Source organism: Polaribacter sp. YIW18, assembly GCF_057219325.1.
The window spans coordinates 117,895-142,229 of record NZ_JBXVVE010000008.1 but is presented as its reverse complement, the minus strand read 5'-3'; the positions used below and the strand labels follow the sequence as shown (position 1 = coordinate 142,229).

Annotated in this window: 16 protein-coding genes and 1 pseudogene; 10 read left to right on the top strand and 7 right to left on the bottom strand. The window is 30.8% G+C overall.

The window, feature by feature from the left end:
- Positions 1-105 precede the first annotated feature (105 nt).
- Complete coding sequence (locus tag AC2D6T_RS09840) at positions 106-2,559, top strand: ligase-associated DNA damage response DEXH box helicase (protein WP_484681365.1); 2,454 nt, start codon at positions 106-108, stop codon at positions 2,557-2,559.
- An 8-nt stretch (positions 2,560-2,567) separates the two neighbouring features.
- Complete coding sequence (gene pdeM / locus AC2D6T_RS09835) at positions 2,568-3,218, top strand: ligase-associated DNA damage response endonuclease PdeM (protein WP_484681364.1); 651 nt, start codon at positions 2,568-2,570, stop codon at positions 3,216-3,218.
- A gap of 191 nt (positions 3,219-3,409) precedes the next feature.
- Here pdeM and thrC read toward each other — a convergent pair whose 3' ends face one another.
- From thrC to AC2D6T_RS09815, 4 genes are all read right to left on the bottom strand, one after another.
- Entirely contained in the window at positions 3,410-4,693 is a 1,284-nt protein-coding gene (gene thrC / locus AC2D6T_RS09830; protein ID WP_438989111.1) for a threonine synthase, read from the bottom strand.
- Positions 4,694-4,778: 85 nt separating this feature from the next.
- The gene (locus tag AC2D6T_RS09825) at positions 4,779-5,699 is read right to left on the bottom strand and encodes a homoserine kinase (RefSeq protein WP_484681363.1); all 921 of its coding nucleotides are present in this window, start codon (positions 5,697-5,699) and stop codon (positions 4,779-4,781) included.
- Positions 5,700-5,776: 77 nt separating this feature from the next.
- Complete coding sequence (thrA, locus tag AC2D6T_RS09820) at positions 5,777-8,215, bottom strand: bifunctional aspartate kinase/homoserine dehydrogenase I (RefSeq protein WP_484681362.1); 2,439 nt, start codon at positions 8,213-8,215, stop codon at positions 5,777-5,779.
- Positions 8,216-8,526: 311 nt separating this feature from the next.
- Entirely contained in the window at positions 8,527-10,086 is a 1,560-nt protein-coding gene (locus tag AC2D6T_RS09815; protein ID WP_298947497.1) for a hypothetical protein, read from the bottom strand.
- 132 nt (positions 10,087-10,218) lie between these two features.
- Between AC2D6T_RS09815 and AC2D6T_RS09810 the strand changes: the two genes are divergently transcribed.
- The 8 genes and pseudogenes from AC2D6T_RS09810 (at position 10,219) to AC2D6T_RS09775 (ending at position 20,568) form a co-directional block, all read left to right on the top strand.
- Complete coding sequence (locus AC2D6T_RS09810) at positions 10,219-11,394, top strand: 2-isopropylmalate synthase (RefSeq protein WP_484681361.1); 1,176 nt, start codon at positions 10,219-10,221, stop codon at positions 11,392-11,394.
- 108 nt (positions 11,395-11,502) lie between these two features.
- Entirely contained in the window at positions 11,503-12,624 is a 1,122-nt protein-coding gene (gene leuB / locus AC2D6T_RS09805; protein WP_438989114.1) for a 3-isopropylmalate dehydrogenase, read from the top strand.
- A 338-nt stretch (positions 12,625-12,962) separates the two neighbouring features.
- On the top strand, positions 12,963-14,639 hold the full coding sequence (gene ilvD, locus AC2D6T_RS09800) for a dihydroxy-acid dehydratase (RefSeq protein ID WP_438989115.1): 1,677 nt from the start codon (positions 12,963-12,965) through the stop codon (positions 14,637-14,639).
- A gap of 101 nt (positions 14,640-14,740) precedes the next feature.
- Positions 14,741-16,474: a biosynthetic-type acetolactate synthase large subunit gene (ilvB, locus tag AC2D6T_RS09795; protein WP_438989116.1), complete on the top strand. Its 1,734-nt coding sequence runs from the start codon at positions 14,741-14,743 to the stop codon at positions 16,472-16,474.
- A 93-nt stretch (positions 16,475-16,567) separates the two neighbouring features.
- Positions 16,568-17,098, top strand: coding sequence for an acetolactate synthase small subunit (gene ilvN, locus AC2D6T_RS09790; protein ID WP_298947509.1), 531 nt, complete (start codon positions 16,568-16,570; stop codon positions 17,096-17,098).
- 10 nt (positions 17,099-17,108) lie between these two features.
- The gene (gene ilvC / locus AC2D6T_RS09785) at positions 17,109-18,584 is read left to right on the top strand and encodes a ketol-acid reductoisomerase (protein WP_484681360.1); all 1,476 of its coding nucleotides are present in this window, start codon (positions 17,109-17,111) and stop codon (positions 18,582-18,584) included.
- A 93-nt stretch (positions 18,585-18,677) separates the two neighbouring features.
- A pseudogene (locus AC2D6T_RS09780) lies at positions 18,678-18,811 on the top strand (threonine dehydratase); the annotation flags it as partial.
- Positions 18,812-18,975: 164 nt separating this feature from the next.
- A complete protein-coding gene (locus tag AC2D6T_RS09775; protein ID WP_484681359.1) occupies positions 18,976-20,568 on the top strand; it encodes an NADP-dependent glyceraldehyde-3-phosphate dehydrogenase in 1,593 nt (530 codons plus the stop codon).
- Positions 20,569-21,542: 974 nt separating this feature from the next.
- On the opposite strand, the gene AC2D6T_RS09770 is transcribed toward AC2D6T_RS09775, so the two are convergent.
- The 3 genes from AC2D6T_RS09770 to AC2D6T_RS09760 all read right to left on the bottom strand — a co-directional run bounded on the left by AC2D6T_RS09770 (position 21,543) and on the right by AC2D6T_RS09760 (position 24,306).
- The gene (locus AC2D6T_RS09770; protein ID WP_484681358.1) at positions 21,543-21,884 is read right to left on the bottom strand and encodes a hypothetical protein; all 342 of its coding nucleotides are present in this window, start codon (positions 21,882-21,884) and stop codon (positions 21,543-21,545) included.
- Between the two features lie 469 nt (positions 21,885-22,353).
- Complete coding sequence (locus AC2D6T_RS09765; protein ID WP_484681357.1) at positions 22,354-23,064, bottom strand: hypothetical protein; 711 nt, start codon at positions 23,062-23,064, stop codon at positions 22,354-22,356.
- A gap of 378 nt (positions 23,065-23,442) precedes the next feature.
- On the bottom strand, positions 23,443-24,306 hold the full coding sequence (locus AC2D6T_RS09760; RefSeq protein WP_298947517.1) for a sigma-70 family RNA polymerase sigma factor: 864 nt from the start codon (positions 24,304-24,306) through the stop codon (positions 23,443-23,445).
- Positions 24,307-24,335 lie beyond the last annotated feature (29 nt).

Genomic DNA, 24,335 nt, shown 5'->3' with positions numbered 1-24,335 from the left:
ACAAATAAAAATTAATTTTAAATAATACGAAAACTATAAATTCAAAAATATTTTATTTTGATATTCAAATTTTGAATTTAAAATTTTAAACTCGGAATTACAAAATTGAGCAACTTCAAAGAAACCCCCGGCTATCAAATCATTCAAAATTGGATGGAAGAAAAAGGGAATACACCCTTTAGTTTTCAGCACCAAACCTGGGAACGTTATGCAAATAACTTTAGTGGAATGGTGGTAGCTCCAACAGGTTTCGGAAAAACATTTTCTGTGTTTTTAGCTGTGGTGATTGACTATTTAAATTATCCAGAAAACTACAAAAAAGGATTAAAACTTATTTGGATAAGTCCTTTGCGTTCTTTGGCAAAAGATTTAGCAAAAGCGATGACTACAGCTGTAGAAGAAATTGGTTTAGATTGGGAAATCGCTGTTAGAAATGGAGATACACCCACCAATATCCGTAGAAAACAAGAGCGTTCAATGCCAGATATTTTGTTAACTACTCCAGAAACTTTACATCTTTTATTTTCCCAAAAAAGAAATTCGCGCTGGTTTAAAAATGTGAATTGTGTTGCTGTAGATGAGTGGCACGAATTGTTAGGCTCAAAACGTGGTGTATTGACAGAGTTGGCAATTGCAAGAATTAGAAATCTATCACCAAAAACTAGAATTTGGGGTATTACCGCTACCATTGGTAATTTAGAAGAAGCCAAAAATGTTTTGATTCCTTATGATGTAAAAACCACGATGATTCGTGCCAAAGAAAAGAAAAAAATAGATATTATTTCTTTGTTGCCAGATCAAGTAGAAGAGTTGTCTTGGGCGGGGCATTTGGGTAAAACCATGAGTTCGAAAATCATCCCAATTATTTACGAGAATACCACCACTTTAATTTTTACAAATACCAGAAATCAAAGTGAATTGTGGTATCAAATAATTATAGAAGAAGAACCCGATTTAATTGGACAAATTGCTATTCATCATGGATCTATAGATAAAAAACAACGTAATTTTATAGAAGACGCTATTTCAAACGGAATGTTAAAAGCAGTCGTTTGTACATCGTCTTTAGATTTAGGTGTCGATTTTAAACCTGTAGATTGTGTTATTCAAATTGGTTCTGCCAAAGGAATTGCACGTTTTATGCAGCGTGCAGGAAGAAGTGGTCATTCGCCTTTTGAACGCTCTAAAATTTATGCAGTTCCTACACATTCGTTACAATTAATAGAAGTGGCCGCAGTAAAAGAAGCAGTTAAACAAAACGAAATTGAAAATAGAAATCCGTTTGTTTTAACGTACGATGTTTTGGTACAATTTCTTGTAACATTGGCGGTTGGCGAGGGTTTTAAACCAGAAGAAACCTATCAATTAATTAATAAAATTCATGCTTTTTATTACTTAACTAAAGAAGAATTTAATTGGTGCATTCATTTTATCACCAAAGGTGGAAACACTTTAAATGCCTATGAAGAATTCCATAAAGTGGTTGTAGATCATGATGGCTTTTATCGTGTAAAAAACAGAAGAATAGCTATGATGCACAGAATGAATATTGGTGTAATTGTAAGTGAAGCCATGTTGATGGTAAAGTTTTTTTCGGGTGGATATATTGGTATGATTGAAGAATATTTTGTTTCGAAATTAAAAAAAGGAGATGCGTTTGTTTTAGGAGGAAGAGTTTTAGAAATGAAACAGATAAAAGACATGAAAGTTTTGGTAAAACGCAGCAAAAAAAAGAAAGCCATTACACCAAGTTGGTTGGGTGGCAGGTTACCATTAACCTCTTATTTAACTCATTTTTTAAGGCTAAAATTAAGCGATGCTTTAACGCCTAATAATAGAGAAAAAGAGTTAAAGTTTTTGCATCCGTTATTAAACAATCAGCATATTAACTCTCACATCCCAAACCACGATGAGTTTTTGGTAGAAATGATAGAAACCAAAGAAGGTTTTCATCTTTTTGCTTATCCTTTTGAAGGAAGATTGGTGCACGAAATTATGGCATCATTAATAGCTTATAGAATTAGCCAAATTGCAAAAAGAACCTTTACAATTGCCATGAACGATTATGGTTTTGAGTTGTTAAGCGATCAAGAAATTCCGTTAAATGAAGAAAATATTAACCCTATTTTTTCAAAAGAAAACTTAATACAAGACGTTACAGCCAGCATAAATGCGAGTGAAATGGCTTCTAGGAAATTTAGAGATATTGCTGTGGTTGCTGGTTTGGTAATACAAACACAACCAGGAAATAAAAAAACCAGTAAAAGTTTACAATCTTCTTCAGGTTTAATATTTAGAGTTTTAGAAGATTATGAACCCGATAATTTACTCCTAAAACAAGCTTATAATGAAGTGTTTGATTACGAGTTGGAAAAAGTGCGTTTACAAGCCGCTTTTAAACGAATTTCTGAGAGTAAAATCATTTTGAAAAACGCCCAAAATTTTACACCTTTAAGCTTTCCATTAAAAGTAGATAGTTTACGAGGAACCATGAGTAACGAAGATTTGAGCAAACGTATAGAACGCATACAAAAACAAGCTTTAAAAGACTTAAAATGATCTATAAAATGCATATAGTTTCTAAAAAAATCACCCGTAAAGATGCTGTTTTAGAGATTACAAATCAACGTGTTATTTTTTGGGAAGCACAAAAAAGTTTAATTTTAAGCGATTTGCATATTGGTAAAGCTGCACATTTTCAAAAAAGCGGAATTCCCATTCCTAAAAATGTTTTAACTACAGATTTAGAACGTTTAAAACAGTTAATTCTTCATTTTAAAGCAGAAAATTTAATTATTGTTGGCGATTTATTTCATGCAGCATACAACAAAGATTTAGATGAATTTAAAGCGTGGCTCATTCAGTTTCCGTATATAAAAATTCGTTTAATAAAAGGCAATCACGATCGATTAAGCAATGCTATCTACCAACAATTTAATATGGAAGTTTTTAAAACAGAACTCACCATAAATTCCCTAAAATTTGTGCATGATGGTGTAGAAAAACCAACCAATTCTTTTATCATTTCAGGGCATATTCACCCAGGAGTTTTTATCAAAGGTAGAGGTAAACAGCGCATAAAATTACCATGTTTTCAAGTAACCGAAAACCAATTAATTTTACCTGCATTTAGTTTGTTTACAGGTTTAAATACCCGACAAAGTTTACAGAAATGTAAAAATTTTGCATTTACCAACGATGGTATTTTTGAGGTATAGAAAAAATATTTTTTGCAGCTATTTCCTGCTTTCACTACTCGCTTTTTTAGTGCCTCAAAAGAGCTCAAACAAACCGTTCAATCAGGGCTAAACTTGTTTGCTAATACTTAGCTTTTTTAAAATTATTAAATTCTATTTAATAACGCTTTTTAGACCTTACAGGTTTTTAAAACCTGTGAGGTCTAAAATAATTACCTCATTAAAAAAGCTTTTAAATCTTCATAAGATTTGGCTTTAATGGCTACTTTTTTATTATTTATTACTTTCTGTATTTGTGCAGGGATTTCCACTTTTACAGGCAATGTTTCTTCTACAACATCTAAAAATTTAACAGGATGAGCAGTTTCTAAAAACACCCCAAATTCGTTTTCTTGTAAACCATATTTTTCTAAACCTAAATAACCAACAGCGCCGTGAGGATCAGCAACATAACCAGATCTCGCATAAATATCTTTCATCTTTTTACGAGTTGCATCATCTGTAAAACTAAAAGAAGAAAAATGCTTTTTTAAAGTTTCAAAATCGTTGTTGTACAATTCTTGAATTCTAATAAAGTTACTTGGGTTTCCAACATCCATGGCATTAGAAATAGTAGCTTTAGATGGTTTTGGGTTGTATGTGCCATTTACTAAATAATTTGGAACTGTATCATTTACATTGGTAGCAGCTATAAAATGTTTGACAGGTAAACCTAATTTTTGAGCCATAATTCCCGCACAAATATTTCCAAAATTTCCACTTGGTACAGAAAAAACCAATTCTTTATTCTTTGATTTTAATTGCTTGTAAGCAAAGAAAAAATAGAACATTTGTGGTAACCAACGTGCTACATTAATAGAGTTTGCAGAGGTTAATGTACGTGCAATTTCTTCGTCTAAAAAAGCGGTTTTCACCATTTCTTGGCAATCATCAAAAACACCCTCTACTTCTAAAGCTGTAATATTTTGTCCTAAAGTGGTTAATTGTTTTTCTTGAATGTCACTAACTTTTCCTGAAGGATATAAAATAACCACATTTACGCCTTTTGCACCCAAAAAGCCATTGGCAACTGCACCTCCAGTATCTCCAGAAGTGGCTACTAAAACCGTAACTTCATCGTTATTATCTTTGTTAAAATACTCTAAGCATTTTGCCATAAATTTAGCACCAACATCTTTAAAAGCCATGGTTGGCCCATGAAACAATTCTAAAGACGCAATATGATCATCTGTATTTACCAATGGAAAATCGAAAGAAACAGTAGCTTCAATAATTTCTTTTAAGGTTTCTGTTGGAATTTCATCACCTACAAATTGTTTAATTACTTCAAATGCAATCTCGTGATTGGAATATTTTTCGATATTTTCAATAAAATCTTTTGAAAGAGGTGTAATGTTATCTGGAAAATAAATACCTCTATCTTTTGCCAAACCTTGCACAACAGCATTTTTAAATGTTGTTTTTGGCGATTTATGGTGTAAACTGTAGTAGTTCATTATTTTTTTGCTTTGTGCCTTAAGCTTTATGCAATAGGCAGTGTTTACGAATAGCTTAAAGCATATAGCCAAAAGCTTATTGCTTTTAAATTATTTTCATTCCCTCAGGATTTACTTTCGAGATAAATAACTCAAAATCAATCCCTGTTTTTTGATAGGTTTCGTTTATGTTTTTATATACTTTTTTAGCAATTTCATCACCTTTACAAAGGGCAAAAATTGTGGGTCCAGAACCACTAATCCCTGCTCCTAAAGCACCTGCATTTAGAGCGCTATTTTTTACATTATCAAAATGAGGAATTAAGTTTTTTCTGGCGGGTTCAGCAACCAAGTCTACCAAAGAATTGCTAATTAATGTGTAATCATTTGTAAACAAACCACTAACCAAACCACCAACATTTGCCCATTGTGTAATGGCGTTTTTTAAAGGAATTTCTTTCGGCAACACCTCTCTAGCGTCTTTGGTTTTTACTTCTATTTGTGGGTGAATTGCCACAACTCTTAATGCTGTTGGTACTGGTAATTTTACAATTTCTAGAGGTTGGTAACTTCTTACCAAAACAAAGCCACCATAAATGGCAGCAGCAACATTATCTGCAATTGCAGAACCACAAGCTACTTCTTCGCCAAACATGGCAAATTTTGTAAGTTCTAATTCAGAATATTTATTGCCTAATAATTGGTTTGCACCAAAAGCAGCACCCGCAGCACTTGCAGCAGAGCTACCCAAACCACTTCCTGGAGAAAATCCTTTGTGGATGGTTAATTCGATTCCGAAATTGGCATTTGCTTCTAACAGCATTTTTTTAACCACAGCACTTGCAGCATTTTTATCAACATTATAGGTTAAATCTGCACCTGTAATATTTGTTATTTTAACACCCTTTTCTTTGGTTTTGGTAAATGTCATTTCATCACCAATGTCATCTACAGCAAAACCCATAGAATCGAAACCACAAGAAACATTGGCAACAGTTGCTGGAGAAAATATTTTTAAATAATCCATTTATTTTGGTTTGTGGTTATTAGATTTTGGTTAATTATTCAAAAGAGAACCATAAACCAAAATCGATTAACCCATAACTATTTGTTTGCGATTCTAATTACATCTGCAAAAATACCAGAAGCAGTTACATCTGCACCTGCACCCGCGCCTTTAATAATTAAAGGATTTTCTGGATATCTATCTGTAAAAAACAGCACAATATTATCACTACCTTCTAAATTGTAAAAAGGATGATTAGACGGTATGTGTTGCAAACCAACATTGGCTTTACCATCGTTAAATTCTGCTACATATTTTAAACGACAATCTTTATCATTTGCAGCTTTAAAAATTTCCTGAAAATGACTTTCATTTTTAGTTAGAGAAGTATAAAAATCATCATTATTTGTAGTTTCTAAACTTTCTTTTGGTAAAAAGGCATTGTTTGCAATGTGCTCTAATTCTAGTTGATAACCACTTTCTCTTGCTAAAATTAAGATTTTTCTAGCAACATCAACTCCACTTAAATCAATTTTAGGATCTGGTTCTGTAAACCCTTCTTTTTGAGCTTGTGCAACCACATCATGAAAAGTAGTTTTTTGATTAAAGTTATTAAATACAAAATTTAAACTTCCTGACAATACAGCCTGAATTTTATGAATTATGTCTCCAGAATTTACCAAGTTTTTTAAAGTATCTATAATTGGTAAACCTGCACCTACATTTGTTTCAAACAAGAAATCTGCATTGTATTTTCTAGAAACCTCTTTTAAAGTTTTATAGTTTTCGAAGTTAGAAGCACAAGCAATTTTATTACAAGTTACTACAGAAATACTATCTCTTAAATATTTTTCATAGACTTCAGAAACAGATTGATTTGCTGTATTGTCTATAAAAACACTGTTTCTATGATTAGATGCTTTTACTTTTTTGTGAAAATTTTCTAAACTAGTTGGTTCGCCATTTTCTAAAGCTTCTTTCCAGTTTTCTAGATCGATTCCAGAGTTATCAAAAACCATTTTTCTAGAGTTTGAAATACCAATAACTCTAATTTTTAATTTTAAGTTTTCTTTTAAAAACTTTTTTTGTTGATGAATTTGAGCTAAAAATCGTTCGCCAACATTACCAACACCCGTAACAAATAAGTTTAATTGTTTTGTTTTTTCTTCAAAAAATTGCTCATGTAACGTGTTTAGAGCTTTTTTAGCATCGTATTTGTTAATAACTGCAGAAATGTTTTTTTCTGAAGAGCCTTGTGCTATGGCTCTTACATTAACATTGTTTTTACCTAAAGCGCTAAACATTTGGCCACTTAAACCTTGAAAGTTTTTCATACTTTCTCCAACAACAGCAATAATTGCCAAATCATTTTCTACAATAATGGGTTTTATTTTTTTTCTGTTGATTTCTATGCTAAAGGTTTCATCTAAAAGTTCTTGTGCTTTTTTGGCATCATTTTCATAAACACCTACACAAATAGAATGTTCTGAAGAGGCTTGTGTAATAAAAACCACATTTATTTTTGCTAACGAAAGTGTTTCAAATAAACGTTTAGAAAAACCTGGAATTCCTATCATACCACCGCCTTCTACAGTAATTAAACTGATGTCTTCTATGTGAGAAATCCCTTTTACTTCATTGCCGTTTTTAGGGTTTTTAGTTATTAAAGTACCTGTGTTTTCTGGTTCAAAAGTATTTTTAATTCTAATTGGAATTTGCTTTCTTAAAGCAGGTTGTATTGTTGGTGGATACAAAACTTTTGCACCAAAGTGCGATAATTCCATAGCTTCTTCATAAGAAATTTCTGAAATTGCATAAGCTTGTTTTACAACTCTTGGGTTTGCAGTAAACATACCTGCAACATCTGTCCAAATTTGTAATTCGTTAGCACCTAAAGCAGCAGCATAAATAGCAGCTGTAAAATCAGAGCCTCCTCTACCCAACGTAGTAGTTTCGTTTTCTAAATTAGAAGAAATAAATCCGCCTAAAACAGTAATTTGAGCCTTATTTTCTTTAAAGAAAGAAGCAATATTTTGATTGGTAATTTTAAAATTTACTTGTGCGTTTAAGTAATCGCTATTGGTAAGTATTAAATCTCTACTTTCTTTATGGATTGCATTTAAATTTTCGCTAGTTGCATTCGCAATAATGTAAGAAGATAATCTTTCGCCAAAACTAGAAACTTTTGCCAATGTTTTGTTAGATAATTCTTGTAACAAAAAAATACCTTCGTAAATAGATGTTAATCTTTCAAATAAAGAAGAAACTTCTATAAGAACTTCTTTTTTGTTTTTGAGGATTAAATCATCTATGACTTTATAGTGCAGTGTTTTGATATTTTCTAGGGTTTCTTTTGCAACTTTAATATCTTCTAGCGCAAGATTTGCACCTGCTAAAAGATTATTTGTGGTTTTGCCAAAAGCAGAAACGACTACTGCAATTTTTTCTTTTTTAGAGGCATTTGCAACAATGGCAATTACTTTTTGTATGTTTTCTGAATTTGCGACAGATGAACCGCCGAATTTTAATACTTTCATTTTTTAGTTCTTAATGAAAATTAGTTTTATGATTTTTTATTTTCGATGACCTCGAAAAATTTTATCCTGTGTTTATATAATAATGAATAACCCCTAAAGGGTAGTTGTTGTAGAAGTGCGCGTAATATTTCCCATAGAAATACCCACTATAGATATAGTTTTGAAGGTTTTTATGTTTAAATTTGAAATACTCACAAAGCAAAAGTATTATTAAAATTTAAAAAGCACTTACTAATTAAAGATTTTTTTTAGTATTTACTTAATTAATATGATATCTATAAAAAATAGATTTATAAATTAAAAAATTACGATTATTTACTATGTAGTTTCGATTTTTCTTTAATAATTGTTGCTATGGGTTTATTTTGAATTTTACTTTCTAGCCAAGACAAAATATCTAAATATAAGAAAGCACGTTTTTCATAAGGATGATTTTCGAACTTCTTTAATTTGGTGTGTATCTTCTTGAATTCGTTTTTAATTTCATGAGGAAAAACATCACTTAAATCTCTGATAGATTCTAAGAAAACTTTTTGTACTTCCTGTAAGTTTTCCATCTTAAGTAAAAATTTGTAAGTATCTACAAATTGTCTTTCTAAGTCGTAGTCTAAACCACATTCGTAATGTGCTATTAAATTTAAAATTCTTGCAAAACATTGTAAATCTTCTGCAGAACCTAAGTGTTTAGATCTAATTATTTTTTGCAAATAGTCGATACATAACTTGTTTTTGCCCATCCCAAAATACAAACAAGCTATTTTGTAATAAAGTAAAACAATGTAATGATTGTCTAATCTATTTTTATATTTTTCAATTTTAGTATTAATAATATCTACCAAATATTCTCCTTTTTCAAAAGTACCTTCTAAAAAATGTAAGTGTAATTTATTTGAGTACAAATACATAAAAATTAGTAGTTCTGTATTGGTATTTAAAGGAATTTGTTTTTCATCAATTTCAGTTTCAAATTTTATCAATTCATTTTTAAAAATAGAGTTGTTTTTAACTAAAAAAGATGCTTCTAATAAATAGTTTTTAGATTTTAAATAAAAAACGGGGTGTAAATTTACCAACTTATTGTTGTCAAATAAATCTACACATTTGCGTGCGTATTTGTAACTAAGTAAAAAATCTTGAATTAAAAAACTATGCCATAAATGGGCTTTGTACAACCATAATTTTTCTCTAAAGCCTAAAGAATTATACTTGTATTTTGGCATTCTATTACTAAAATACTCGTTTACAAAAGTTAACTCTTCTTCATTTTTAACATATCCATTTTGTAATAAATGGCTGTATAATTGTAAAGATAAGTTAGAGAGTTTACTAGCAATTACATTGTGCTGGCTCAACTCTTTTGCTTGTATAGAAAGTTGGTTTGCTCTGTTGCTAATACTTCTTGTAATATATTGCGTTTCAATTACTTTTTCTAATTCTACAATTTCGTAGGCAATGTTTTTTTCTTCGTTATCTAAAGCCATATTTTTAGCTTTTTCTAACAATTTTAAACTTTGTTTGTACAGCCCTTTTTGATATAAAACTGTAGCAAAATCTAGTTGTTCTCTAATTTGAATACGAACGTTTTTATGTGCAGGATTTAACCGTAAACTAATTAATATTTGTTTGTATAAATGTGCTTTTAGATTTGAGAGTTGTTGTTTAGAAACAATACCACTTCCAGTAATTACTTTTTCGTTGTAAACTTTTAATTTTTCTAAAAATTTAAAAAGTGAAAAAAACTTAGCATCAATATTACCACCTAACCTACCTACATAGAGGTTAAATTGTCTTTTTTCCGACTTAGTTAAAGATTTAATAAGTACAAAAAGAGCATCATTTTGTTGATTGGCGGATGTAGATACTTTACTCATAACTAACTAATATTCAATTTATTAAATGTTGTTTTTTTCGGTTAGAAATCGTTATTGATAGCAAAATTGATAAAAAATTTAGAATGCAAGATATATATTTGATTTATAATAAAGACAATCTTTAGAAAAATTATGCAAGACAATCAAGTACAAATATTTGACACTACATTAAGAGATGGTGAACAAGTTCCAGGATGTAAATTAGATACAAAGCAAAAATTAGTGATTGCAGAAAGATTAGATTTATTAGGAGTAAATGTAATTGAAGCTGGTTTTCCTGTTTCTAGTCCTGGAGATTTTACTTCGGTTTCTGAAATAGCAAAAATTGTTAAAAATGCTACTGTTTGTGGTTTAACAAGAGCTGTAGAAAACGATATCAAAGTAGCTGCTGAAGCTTTAAAATCTGCAAAATACCCAAGAATACATACAGGTATTGGTACAAGTGATTCTCATATACAATTCAAATTTAACTCTACTAGAGATAAAGTTATAGAGCGTGCTGTAAAAGCAGTTTCTTATGCAAAATCTTTTGTAGAAGATGTAGAATTTTATGCAGAAGATGCAGGTAGAACAGATAATGATTTTTTAGCAAAAGTTTGCGAAGCAGTTATTAAAGCAGGTGCTACTGTATTAAATATTCCAGATACAACGGGTTATTGTTTACCAGAAGAATATGGTGCAAAAATGAAATATTTACGAGAAAATGTAAAAGGTATTGAAAATGTAATTCTTTCATGTCACTGTCATAACGATTTAGGAATGGCAACTGCCAATTCAATTTCGGGAGTTATAAATGGTGCTCGTCAAATAGAATGTACTATAAATGGTATTGGAGAACGTGCCGGAAATACGGCCCTAGAAGAAGTAGTAATGGTGTTAAAACAACATCCTTATTTAAATTTAGAAACCTCTGTTAATACCAAACTTTTGTACGACACAAGTATAATGGTAAGAGAAAGTATGGGAATGCCTGTACAACCTAATAAAGCAATTGTAGGCGCAAACGCGTTTGCTCATAGCTCTGGAATTCATCAAGATGGTGTTATAAAAAATAGAGAAACCTACGAAATTATGGATCCAGAAGATGTAGGTGTTACAGAAAGCGCTATCGTTTTAACCGCAAGAAGTGGTAGAGCCGCTTTGGCTTACAGAGCAAAAAAAATTGGCTATGACTTAACTAAAGTACAGTTAGACACTGCTTATGCATCTTTTTTAGAAGCAGCAGATCAACAAAAAGAAATTAAAGATGATGATATTCATCAAATTATGACAAAAGTAAACAAGGTTTCTAAAATAGCTATTGTTTAATTTTTGTAAAAATACTTTGTCTTCTAAGGTAGTTGTTGCTTTTAATACAACACAATATTAATTTTTTCAGCTGCCTTAGATAAAGACAAATCCATAAGAAAATAGAGAATGAAATATACAATAGCTGTACTTCCTGGAGACGGTATTGGGCCAGAGGTTACCAATCAAGCTAAAAAAGCATTAGATGCAGTTGCAGAAGCGTATGATCATATTTTTTTATACAAAGAAGCAGAAATAGGAGCTTGTGCAATAGAAACATCAGGCAATCCATTGCCAAAAAAAACAATAGAAATTTGTAAAAAAGCAGATGCTATTCTTTATGGTGCTATTGGAGATCCTAAGTTTGATAAAGATCCATCATTAAAAATAAGGCCAGAACAAGGTTTATTACAATTAAGAAAAGAATTAGATCTTTTTTGTAATGTAAACCCTGTGAAAGCCTTTGATCAATTAATTAAAAACTCTCCTTTAAGAAGAGAAATTATTAAAGGAACAGATCTTGTTATTTATAGAGAGTTAACATCGGGTATTTATTTTGGAGACAAACAATCTAGCAAAGATGGTAAAAAGGCCTATGATATTTGCACCTACTCAGAAGACGAAATTGCAAGAATTACACATTTAGCTTTTAAAGCCGCTCAAGATAGAAAAAGAAAACTAACGTTAATTGATAAGTCTAATGTATTAGAAACATCAAAGTTATGGCGTAAAACTGTTACAAAAATTAGTAAAGAGTATAAAGGTGTAACCCTAGAATATTTGTATGCAGATAATGCAGCAATGAAACTAATTTTGAACCCTAAAAAGTTTGATGTGATCTTAACAGACAACTTGTTTGGAGATTTGTTTTCTGATGAAGCCAGTGTAATCTCTGGTTCAATTGGGGTGTTGGCATCTTCATCAATTGGTGATAAAAACGCTTTATTTGCACCAGTTCATGGTACTTTTCCAGCAGCGGTAGGTAAAGATATTGCAAACCCATTAGCCTCTATTTTATCAGCAGCTATGTTACTAGAACATTTAGGTTTGCACGAAGAAGCAGACGCTGTAGAAAGAGCTGTAGAAAAATCTTTAGATTTAAATATAACAACAGAAGATATTAAAGGGAAAAATAAATATTCTGCATCGACTTCTAAAGTAGGTGATTTTATTTCAGATTACATTCTAAATCAGGAAGATAGTAGTCTTAATTTTATGAATATTCATGCAGGACAAAGTACAATTATTTAAAAAAAATCAATTTTATTTGGATAAAAAATTTCAAATATTTGAAAAGTGAAAAATCAAATAGTAAATATTATTTTTAGTGTCACTGTCATCGTAATTATTCCGACATGATAAGGAAGTGATATTTGTATATTTTATAAACAAACCTTCCTGTAAAATCGAAGGTTTTTTCATGTAAATAATTTGCTAATTGAACATCATTTGTTAATTAGGTTAAAATATTGTAAAACAGAGTTATAGGTATTTTTTTTAACATCTGAAATTAAAAGTTATAAATACAATTAATTTAATAAAAACAGTAAAACATAGTAATTTAGTCAATAATTAGAAGATTTTAATAAATGGAATTAAACAAACATAGCAAAAGATTAACACAAGATCAATCTCAGCCAGCATCCCAAGCAATGCTGTATGCAGTAGGTTTAACTGATGAAGATATGAGCAAAGCCCAAGTTGGTATTGCAAGTACTGGTTACGATGGTAACCCATGTAACATGCATTTAAATCGTTTAAAAGACGAAGTTAAAGTGGAGTGTAATATTGCTGATATGGTTGGTTTAGGTTTCAATACCATTGGGGTTTCCGATGGAATTTCTATGGGAACTTCAGGGATGAATTATTCTTTAGTATCTAGAGATATCATAGCAGATTCTATAGAAACCGTAATGAATGCACAAAGTTATGATGCATTGGTTGCAATTGTAGGTTGTGATAAAAATATGCCAGGAGCCGTAATTTCTATGTTGCGTTTAAACAGACCATCAATAATGATGTATGGAGGTACAATTGCTTCTGGAAATTATAAGGGAAGAAAATTAAATATTGTTTCTGCTTTTGAGGCTTTAGGACAAAAAGTAGCTGGTGAAATAGAAGAAGAAGAATACAAAGAAATTATTAAAAGAGCCATACCTGGTGCAGGTGCTTGTGGTGGTATGTACACGGCAAATACAATGGCTTCTGCTATAGAATGCATGGGGTTTGCATTGCCTTACAATTCATCAATTCCTGCAGAAAATCCCAACAAATTGTCTGAAGCAGAACGCACAGCTTTGGCAATTAAAAACTTATTAGAATTAGACTTAAAACCTTTAGATATTATTTCTAAAAAATCTTTAGAAAATGCAGTTGCTTTGGTAAATGCTTTAGGAGGTTCTACCAATGCAGTGTTGCACTTTTTAGCTATTGCACATGCAGCAGATATCGATTTTACTCTAGAAGATTTTCAAAGAGTAAGTGATAGAACACCATTAATTGCAGATTTAAAACCCTCTGGAAAATATTTAATGGAAGATGTACATGGAGTTGGGGGTACACCAGCAATAATGAAATATTTATTAGACAATGGTTATTTACATGGCGATTGTTTAACAGTAACTGGTAAAACATTGGCAGAAAATTTAGCAGATGTAGAAGCTATGGAATTTGAAGATCAAGATGTAATTTTTCCAAAAGATAAAGCATTAAAATCATCTGGTAATATTCAAATAATTTATGGAAACTTAGCAACAGAAGGTGCTGTGGCAAAAATTTCTGGAAACGAAGGTTTGTTATTTGAAGGAAAAGCTGTGGTTTATGATGGTGAACAAGCAGCAAATAAAGGAATTTCTAATGGAGAAGTAGAAAAAGGCGATGTCGTCGTCATTAGGTATGTTGGACCTAAAGGAGGACCAGGAATGCCAGAAATGTTAAAACCAACATCGTTAATTATGGGCGCAGGTTTAGGTAAATCTGTAGCATTAATTACTGATGGACGTTTTTCTGGAGGAACACACGGTTTTGTAGTCGGACATATTACACCAGAAGCACAATCTGGTGGTGCAATTGGCTTGATAGAAACTGGAGATAACATTAGAATTAGTGCAGAAGACAACTCGATAAACGTTTTAATTTCTGAAGAAGAACTGGAAGAAAGAAGAGCAAAATGGGTGGCACCACCGTTAAAACACAAAAAAGGAATATTATACAAATATGCGAAATCAGTAGCATCTGCATCTAAAGGCTGTGTTACCGATTTATAAAAAATATAGAAAAGAGAGTATAGAATAAAGAAGAAAGATGATAATATACTAGAAAGTCTTAATTCTTTTCTTTTTATTCTCTAATCCAAAAAGAAAAAAATATGGAAACACAAACCATAAATAAACAACAGCAAACCACCAAAACTACCGAGCGTATTTCTGGTAGCGAGGCCATTGTTAGATGTTTAATAGAGGAAAAAATAAAAATAATTTACGGTTATCCTGGAGGTGCAATTATGCCTTTGTATGATGAGTTATATAAATATCAAGATAAAATTCATCATGTATTAACACGTCATGAACAAGGTGCAACACATGCTGCACAAGGTTTTGCAAGAATTTCTGGTGAAGTTGGGGTTGCAATAGCTACTTCTGGTCCAGGAGCAACCAATTTAATTACGGGTATTGCAGACGCACAAATAGACTCTACACCAATGGTGTGTATTACTGGGCAAGTATTTTCTCATTTGTTAGGTAGTGATGCTTTTCAAGAAACAGACATTGTAGGTATTTCTACACCTGTTACAAAATGGAATTGCCAAGTAACCAGAGCAGAAGATATTCCTGCAGTTTTAGCCAAAGCATTTTACATTGCAAAAAGTGGAAGGCCAGGTCCTGTTTTAATAGATATTACAAAAGATGCACAATTAGATACTTTTGATTTTTCGTACGAAAAATGTACAAAAATTAGAAGCTATAACCCAGTACCAAAAACAGAAGATAGTAGTTTAGAAGCAGCTGCAAAATTAATAAACGAAGCAAAAAGACCTTTTATTATTTGGGGTCAAGGTGTTATTTTAAGCGAAGCTGAAGAGCAATTTAAAGCTTTTATAGAAAAAGCAGGTATACCTGCAGCATGGACTATTTTAGGAGCCTCAGCTATACCAACATCGCATCCATTAAATGTAGGTATGCTTGGTATGCATGGTAATTATGCACCCAATGTTTTAACCAATGAATGCGATGTTTTAATTGCAATCGGAATGCGTTTTGATGATAGAGTTACTGGCGATTTAAGCAAATATGCCAAACAAGCTAAAGTAATTCATTTTGAAATTGACCCCGCAGAGATAGATAAAAACGTAAAATCGGATGTTGCTGTTTTAGGTGATGCAAAAGCTAGTTTAGAAGGTATTTTGCCACTTATTAATCAAAATTCTCATAAAGAATGGCATCAAAAATTTAAAGATTTATATAAAATTGAATATGAAAAAGTAATTAAAAACGATATCCACCCCACTAAAGAAGGGTTAACGATGGGTGAAGTTGTAAAAGAAATTAATATTCAAACAAAAGGCGAAGCAGCTATCGTAACAGATGTTGGTCAACACCAAATGATTGCTTGTAGATATGCTGATTTTAACAAGTCTAAAAGTAACATTACTTCTGGAGGTTTAGGAACTATGGGTTTTGGTTTGCCAGCAGCAATTGGTGCAAAAATGGCAGCTCCAGAACGCGAAGTTATTTCTATTTCTGGTGATGGTGGTTATCAAATGACAATACAAGAATTAGGAACCATTTTTCAGCAAAAAGCAGCTGTAAAAGTAGTTGTTTTAAACAACGAATTTTTAGGAATGGTTCGTCAATGGCAACAGTTGTTTTTCGACAAGCGATATGCTTCTACAGAAATGACAAACCCAGACTTTGTAGCCATTGCAAAAGGATATTATTTAAATGCAAGAAAGGTGGTAAAAAGAGAAGACTTAAAAGAAGCAGTTGCAGAAATGATTGCAAGTAAAGAAGCTTATTTTTTAGAAGTATGTGTAGAAAAAGAAGACAACGTATTTCCAATGGTGCCTTCTGGAGCTAGTGTTTCAGATATTCGTTTAGAGTAGATTTTTTTAAGTTGATAAAATGTCTCCTCGAGCGCAGTCGAGAGGTTTATTAAGGTTTCGACTGCGCTCGACCTGACAAGTTAAAATTAGCATATGAGTACAGATAAACAATTGTATACAATATCAGTTTATACAGAAAATAATATTGGTTTGTTGAATAGAATTTCAGCAATATTTCAAAGAAGACATATAAATATAGAAAGTTTAAATACTTCTCCATCAGAAATAGAAGGTGTTTCTAAATTTACCATTGTTGTAAATATGGATGAGGTAAATATTAAAAAGATTATTGGCCAAATAGAAAAACAAGTAGAGGTAATTAAAGCTTACTATCACAATCTTGATGAAATTATTTATCAAATTGCAGGTTTGTTTAAAATCAAATCAGAATTATTGTTTGAAGAACGCCAAATACAAAACATTATAAAAGAAAGTAATGCAAGAATTGTAACTGTAAATAAAGAATTTTTTGTGCTAGAAAAATCTGGCAAAAAAGAAGAAATTATAGCGCTTTACAATCAATTAAGTCCCTATGGTATTATGCAATACACACGTTCTGGTTTAATTGCAGTATCTAAAGACGAAATGAAAATATCAACATTGTTAAAAACATACAACAACTAAATTAAAAAAAATGTCAAATTATTTTAACACATTAACATTAAGAGAAAAATTAGAACAATTAGGAAAATGTCGTTTTATGGACGCTTCAGAATTTGAAGATGGTGTAAGCGCATTAAAAGGAAAGAAAATTGTTATTGTGGGCTGTGGAGCACAAGGCTTAAACCAAGGTTTAAATATGAGAGATTCTGGTTTAGATATTTCTTATACGTTAAGACAAGCTGCTATCGACCAAAAAAGAGAATCTTACGTAAACGCAACTTCTAATGATTTTGCAGTAGGTACTTATGAAGAGTTGTTGCCATCAGCAGATTTGGTAATCAATTTAACACCAGACAAACAACACACAAATGTTGTAAAAACAGTAATGCCTTTAATGAAAAAAGGAGCCACATTATCATATTCTCATGGTTTTAATATTGTTGAAGAAGGAATGCAAATTCGTGAGGATTTAACAGTAATTATGGTAGCACCAAAATGTCCAGGTTCTGAAGTTCGTGAAGAATATAAACGAGGATTTGGAGTGCCAACATTAATTGCAGTACACCCAGAAAACGATCCAGAAAATAAAGGTTGGGCACAAGCAAAAGCCTATGCAGTAGCAACTGGAGGTCATAGAGCAGGTGTTTTAGCGTCTTCTTTTGTTGCAGAGGTAAAATCAGACCTAATGGGAGAGCAAACTATTTTATGTGGTTTGTTACAAACAGGTGCAATTTTATCTTTTGATAAAATGGTAGCAGAAGGTATAGATGCTGGTTATGCTGCTAAATTAATTCAATATGGTTGGGAAACTGTAACAGAAGCCTTAAAACATGGTGGAATTACTAACATGATGGATAGATTGTCTAACCCAGCAAAAGTAGAAGCATTTAGACTTTCAGAAGAATTAAAAGACATTATGCGTCCATTATTCCAAAAGCATATGGATGATATTATGACGGGTCACTTCTCTAAAACAATGATGGAAGATTGGGCAAATGATGATAAAAATCTTTTAACTTGGAGAGCTGCAACTGGTGAAACTGCTTTCGAAAAACAAGCAATAACTTCAGAAGAAATTACTGAACAAGAATATTTTGATCACGGAACTTTATTAGTTGCTTTTGTAAGAGCTGGTGTAGAATTAGCTTTTGAAGCAATGACAGAATCTGGTATTATAGACGCATCTGCATATTATGAGTCTTTACACGAAACTCCATTAATTGCAAACACCATTGCACGTAAAAAGTTATACGAAATGAATCGTGTAATTTCTGATACTGCAGAATATGGTTGTTATTTATTTGATCATGCTTGTAAACCGTTATTAGCTAATTTTATGAAAACCGTATCAACAAATGTTATTGGTAAAAAATTCTCAGATTCTAATGATGTAGACAATCAAGAATTAATTAAAATTAATAAGATTATTAGAAATCATCCTGTAGAAATTGTAGGAGAAAGATTAAGAGCTTCTATGACAGCAATGAAAGTGATAAAATCTGCATAATTACATAAAGATTTTAAAATTTATAAACCTGTTAGATTGTAAAATTTAACAGGTTTTTTTACTTCTAAAACATGTAATCAAACAAATAGATAAAATGGTGCAGCAGTGGTTGGTTTAGAACTAAAAGCATCTAAAGATTACAACCTTTAATTAAAAGAATGAAAGAAAGAAAATTTTATAGCGAGTATTTAAATGACAAACCAGATTTGTTTTCGTTGTTTGTCTAACTATTTTTTTAAATAAAAAAGCATAAAAACTCGAAAGGCTTTTCGTTATTTAAGACACTAAAGGATAGTTGATAAACTATTTTTAATTAATTTTGAAGAGTAAGTGTCGTCTAAAAACTTACCATACAACAATCAACTATTAGACAATTATTAAATTAAAATTTATGAAGAATACTTTTAAAGAAATACCAAACGAATATAAAATTACATCATTAGTAGAACAAAAAACCTACTTAGTGGGTGGTGAGTTAAAAGAATGGAAAGGTGAAAAAGCTGAGGTTTACTCAACTATTTCATCAACCAAAGAATACAACCCCACTTTATTAGGTACTGTGCCAAGTTTAACAGCAGAAGAAGGTTTAGAGGCTTTAAATGCAGCTTCTAAAGCCTATGATAGAGGGCAAGGCTTATGGCCAACTATGAAAGTAGAAGGTAGAATTGCAGCTATGGAAAAGTTTGTGGTTCAAATGAAAACCAAGCGTGAAGAGATTGTAAACTTATTAATGTGGGAAATTGGAAAATCTTTACCAGATTCTGAAAAAGAATTTGATAGAACTGTAGAATATATTTACGATACTATTGAAGATTATAAACAAATGGATAGAAATTCTGCAAAATTTGAAAAAAATAGCGGAGTTCATGCGCATATTAGACGTGGTCCTTTAGGGGTAGTTTTATGTTTAGGACCCTATAATTACCCTTTAAACGAAACGTTTGCATTGTTAATTCCCGCTTTAATTATGGGGAATACAACCATTTTTAAACCTGCAAAACATGGAGTTTTATTATTATCACCTTTATTAGAAGCATTTCAAAGTAGTTTTCCTGCAGGTGTTGTAAATATTATTTATGGTAGAGGTAGAGTTTTAGCTACACCAATTATGAAAACAGGTTTGGTAGATGTACTGGCTTTGATTGGTAATAGTAAATCTGCCAATGCAATTCAAGCCAATCATCCACAGAAAAATAGATTGCGTTTGGTGTTAGGTTTAGAGGCCAAAAACCCAGGCATTGTATTGCCAGATGCAGATTTAGATTTGGCAATTAGCGAGTGTATTTCTGGTGCAACGTCTTTTAATGGGCAACGTTGTACAGCTTTAAAAATATTGTATGTGCACGAGCATATTGTAGACGAATTTAACAAGCGTTTCGCAAAAGCTGTAGATGCATTAAAGTTTGGAAATCCTTGGGAAGACAATGTAAAATTAACGCCATTGCCAGAACCAGGTAAACCAGCTTATATACAAGAATTAATAGACGACGCTACAGAAAAAGGAGCAGAAATCATTAATAAAAAAGGAGGTATAACTACTGAAAATTATATTTTTCCAGCAGTTTTATATCCTGTTTCTAAAGAATCTAGAGTTTTTGATGAAGAGCAATTTGGACCTGTAATTCCTGTTGTTTCTTTTAAAAATATTCAAGAACCATTAGATGATATGGCTGCTTCTAATTATGGGCAACAAGTAAGTGTTTTTGGTAGCCAAGTAAAAACATTAGCGCCTTTAATTGATACTTTGGTAAATTTAGTATGTAGAGTAAATTTAAATTCTGCAGCACAAAGAGGACCAGATGTATATCCGTTTACAGGTAGAAAAGATTCTGCTGTTGCAACTTTAAGTGTACATGATGCTTTACGTTCTTTTTCAATTAGAACCTTTGTAGCTTCTAAAGACACAGAATACAACAACGCCATTTTACAAGAATTGTTAGATAAAAAAGCTTCTAATTTTATTAGTACAGATTATATTTTGTAATAAAAAAAGATTTTAATTATAAGAAAACCTTCATTATTGAAGGTTTTTTTGTGTGTTATATATGCATGTTGGTAAGAATTTTTATCAAAAAAAAATTTTAATTCTCTTTTTTTAGGAGTCAAAGTTCACTTTTCGTATAGTTGGTCAAATTACGATTTCATTTTTCCATTCCTTAAAATTACTTATATAGTTCTTGTGAATGGTTAAGTTATGTTTTTTATGTACTTAACTTAGCCAATAATAAAATTATCAAGAAAGCTAGTAAGGTTTTTTGCAAGAACGCAAAATACTAGCAATTAAGTATAGATTTTGTTGTGCTTTCATTTTTATTTTTAAAGTATTAAAGGCAATGCAAATAAGGCTACTCCTAAGACAAATAAGAATGTCAAAATATGCACTTTTATATGGTTTATTTGCAAAAACACAAATTGCTCAATTGTTCTACCAAGCCAAAATATCGAATTACCTATTAAGAATACTTTTCCTAATTCTGTTGTGTGTAATTCGGTTGGGAAAGAAAAACAAATAAAAGCGACAAAAAAGAAATAATATATCAATCGTAAATTTAGTATTTGCATTATTGCTCTATTGGGCAATGTAAGTTTTTGTAATGCTGTTTTCCAATTAAAAAATTTCCAAAAAAGAATATGAAAAACTCCGAAAAGAAAGGAGTAAATTCCACATATGTAAATTATAGTATTCATTCTCCAGTCATTATTTTATATTCGTTTGGTATTTCTACTCCATTGAATCTGTTTGTGAGACCATACAATATTACTAACGTCAGGAGTATACCACTAATCAGAATAATATAGGATTGTTTATTTGGATTAATTCCAAGTATTTTATGGTGCATTTTTTTAGAGTGAACCGCAGAGATATGTGCAAAAAATGAAACTATTGCAAGTCCATAATATGGTATGAAAAACAAGTTTAGAGGAAATGTATTTAAACCAGCCACACCAAAATAAAAATTAGTATCTAAATTTAAAATTAGCTTCAGAGAAATTAGCACTTACATGAATTAGTAAGAAGATAGTAAGGTAAACTCCAGTCCAAATTTGTAATTTTTCAAAAAAGTTAGATACATTCTTCCTTTTTTTTAAGAATAGTTTTATTCCTGAAATAATTTGAATACCAACTGCTATAAGCAATATAGTTTCTATAATTATATTTCTATAAACAAGTCTAAAATTATTCATTAATTCAATATGGGCTTTTACTCCAAAAACGCTGTATAAGTGGTTGATAAGGTGCAGTCCTACAAAAATAGAAATCGTAATCCCAGAGAAATAATGTATTTTTTTTATGTTCATGTTCTGTTTCGTAGTTCTATTTTTTTCAAATAAGTTACAACCTAATTTAATACGGAAAGTTACATAGCCTAAACAGTTAGGTTGATACAAAAAGCCAATTTCAAAATTTAAGAAAACTGTTATAAATTAGTTTTTAATAGCAACTTTGTTAGATCATATTGCCAATTCTTTTTTAACCTAAAATGAATTTAGCTATTTAATCTGTAAGGTTCTTTTATAGATTAATCTACATGTTAATATGTTTGTTTTACCTTTATTTTAAAGTGCTTCAGTCTTTTTGGGGTAAGATGATTTCTTTCTATTTAACCAATCTTTAAAGCTTGCTTCTTCAAGTTATTTTTTATAGGTTTAGCGTTAACAGTTGTCTCTTTAAAATTTACAGACACATTAAAAGGATACCTTCCATATCTTACAACAGCGATAACAAGTAAGTCATAATCTTTGCCTACATTTTTAATGAGTTTATTAATTATTGCTTCTTCATTATAATAGGACGTAATTCCTTTTTTAACTTTTCAAAGTCTTCTTTAGTTATCATATCAATTTCCATTAATTCTTTAGCTTCTTTTAACTTTAAAATAGCTTCTTCTCTAGTCATTTTTCTGTTTTTTAATAAAATTTCACCAGATTCAATTGCTAATTCAGTATCCAAAACACTTAAATATTTATTAAAACCAAAGGCTCTTCCATTTATTTCCCCTAAAACCATAACAAGATATAATGGTTTCTTTTTACTTCCTCTGTGATAAGCTTTTATTTCATTAACGATGACTTGAGTGTTTTTTAAACTGTTACTAGCCATGACTTGAGCATCTCCATCCACAAAAGTCATAATACTTCCAAGTCCAGCAGGCCTTCCCATTTTTATAAACTCATACGTTTTTTTTGTTGTACTTCTTGTGTTAGAAAAACCACCACTAGCTTCTTTTCCATAACTTGCTGTGTAAGTATCTGAATTTATTTCTTGATTTGTAGGATTTCCTAAAACAACCGTATCTCCAATTCTAATTACATTATCATTAATTGTTCTATACTTTTTTACTAACGTTCTATTTTTTATTTTTTTAAAAAAATTAATTTCTTGTGTGTTCTCATAAGTTAAAGAATCGATTTCTCTTTGGGCATTTAGGTTTAAAATTGATAATACGATAAATGCAAATAATGTAATAACCTTTTTCATAATTTTTGTTTTAGATTAATTTTTAGTTTGTGTTCGAGTTTAATTTACAACGTTTTTTTTTTTTAGAAAGTTGCTATTTTATAAGATCGTTATTTTTCGTAAGAAAATATAAGATGCTAAAAAAGTAACAAACTTTGAATAAGCTAAAAATAGCAATTTTTTACACACGGTGTTGTAAAATGCGTGTTTAATTTTACCGTTTTAATGTTTAATAATTTCAATTTAAAGTTTTTATTTTTTTAAAATTCACTTTTTTCAGAATTCAGTTTTACAAATAGTAAAAAATCAAACAAAAAACTCCCAAAAAAATATTTGGGAGTTTTAATTTTTTATATAATTCTCTCACAAATGTGAGGTACTAAAAGGAATAAGCGTTTTCTAGCCTAAATAAGTCATTAATATTTTAGATCTAGAAGTATGCTTTAATCTTCTAATTGCTTTTTCTTTAATTTGACGAACACGTTCTCTTGTTAAGTCGAATGTTTCTCCAATTTCTTCTAAGGTCATAGGTTGGTGTTCACCTAGGCCAAAGTATAACTTTACAACATCTGCTTCTCTGGGTGTTAAAGTTTCTAAAGCTCTGCTTATTTCGATTCTTAAAGATTCGTGTAACAAAGTTCTATCTGGGTTTGGAGATTCTCCAGAGTTTAAAACGTCGTATAAATTAGAATCTTCACCTTCAATTAGAGGGGCATCCATAGATACATGACGTCCAGAATTTTTCATAGATTCTTTTACGTCATTGACAGTCATATCTAATTTCTTAGCAATTTCTTCTGCACTTGGTGGACGTTCGTTTTCTTGTTCTAAAAACGCGTACATTTTGTTAATTTTATTGATAGAACCAATTTTATTTAACGGTAAACGTACAATTCTAGATTGTTCTGCTAGGGCTTGTAAGATAGATTGGCGAATCCACCAAACAGCATAAGAGATAAATTTAAAACCTCTGGTTTCATCAAAGCGTTTTGCTGCCTTAATTAATCCTAAATTACCCTCATTAATTAAATCTGGTAATGTTAACCCTTGGTTTTGATATTGTTTTGCAACAGATACCACAAAACGTAAGTTTGCTTTTGTTAATTTTTCTAGCGCTCTTTGGTCTCCAGCTTTTATTAATTGTGCTAATTCTACTTCTTCATCAGCTGTAATTAAGTCTACTTTACCAATTTCTTGTAAGTATTTGTCTAAAGATGCAGTTTCTCTGTTAGTAACCTGCTTTGTAATTTTAAGTTGTCTCATGTATTCTAAGTTATAGGCTATTTTAGGAT

Bases quoted from the DNA above. Each gene is read 5' to 3' on its own strand.
- pdeM (WP_484681364.1), top strand. From the start codon at position 2,568: ATGCATATAGTTTCTAAAAAAATCACCCGTAAAGATGCTGTTTTAGAG.
- thrC (WP_438989111.1), bottom strand. From the start codon at position 4,693: ATGAACTACTACAGTTTACACCATAAATCGCCAAAAACAACATTTAAA.
- AC2D6T_RS09825 (WP_484681363.1), bottom strand. From the start codon at position 5,699: ATGGATTATTTAAAAATATTTTCTCCAGCAACTGTTGCCAATGTTTCT.
- thrA (WP_484681362.1), bottom strand. From the start codon at position 8,215: ATGAAAGTATTAAAATTCGGCGGTTCATCTGTCGCAAATTCAGAAAAC.
- AC2D6T_RS09815 (WP_298947497.1), bottom strand. From the start codon at position 10,086: ATGAGTAAAGTATCTACATCCGCCAATCAACAAAATGATGCTCTTTTT.
- AC2D6T_RS09810 (WP_484681361.1), top strand. From the start codon at position 10,219: ATGCAAGACAATCAAGTACAAATATTTGACACTACATTAAGAGATGGT.
- leuB (WP_438989114.1), top strand. From the start codon at position 11,503: ATGAAATATACAATAGCTGTACTTCCTGGAGACGGTATTGGGCCAGAG.
- ilvD (WP_438989115.1), top strand. From the start codon at position 12,963: ATGGAATTAAACAAACATAGCAAAAGATTAACACAAGATCAATCTCAG.
- ilvB (WP_438989116.1), top strand. From the start codon at position 14,741: ATGGAAACACAAACCATAAATAAACAACAGCAAACCACCAAAACTACC.
- ilvN (WP_298947509.1), top strand. From the start codon at position 16,568: ATGAGTACAGATAAACAATTGTATACAATATCAGTTTATACAGAAAAT.
- ilvC (WP_484681360.1), top strand. From the start codon at position 17,109: ATGTCAAATTATTTTAACACATTAACATTAAGAGAAAAATTAGAACAA.
- AC2D6T_RS09775 (WP_484681359.1), top strand. From the start codon at position 18,976: ATGAAGAATACTTTTAAAGAAATACCAAACGAATATAAAATTACATCA.
- AC2D6T_RS09770 (WP_484681358.1), bottom strand. From the start codon at position 21,884: ATGAACATAAAAAAAATACATTATTTCTCTGGGATTACGATTTCTATT.
- AC2D6T_RS09765 (WP_484681357.1), bottom strand. From the start codon at position 23,064: ATGAAAAAGGTTATTACATTATTTGCATTTATCGTATTATCAATTTTA.
- AC2D6T_RS09760 (WP_298947517.1), bottom strand. From the start codon at position 24,306: ATGAGACAACTTAAAATTACAAAGCAGGTTACTAACAGAGAAACTGCA.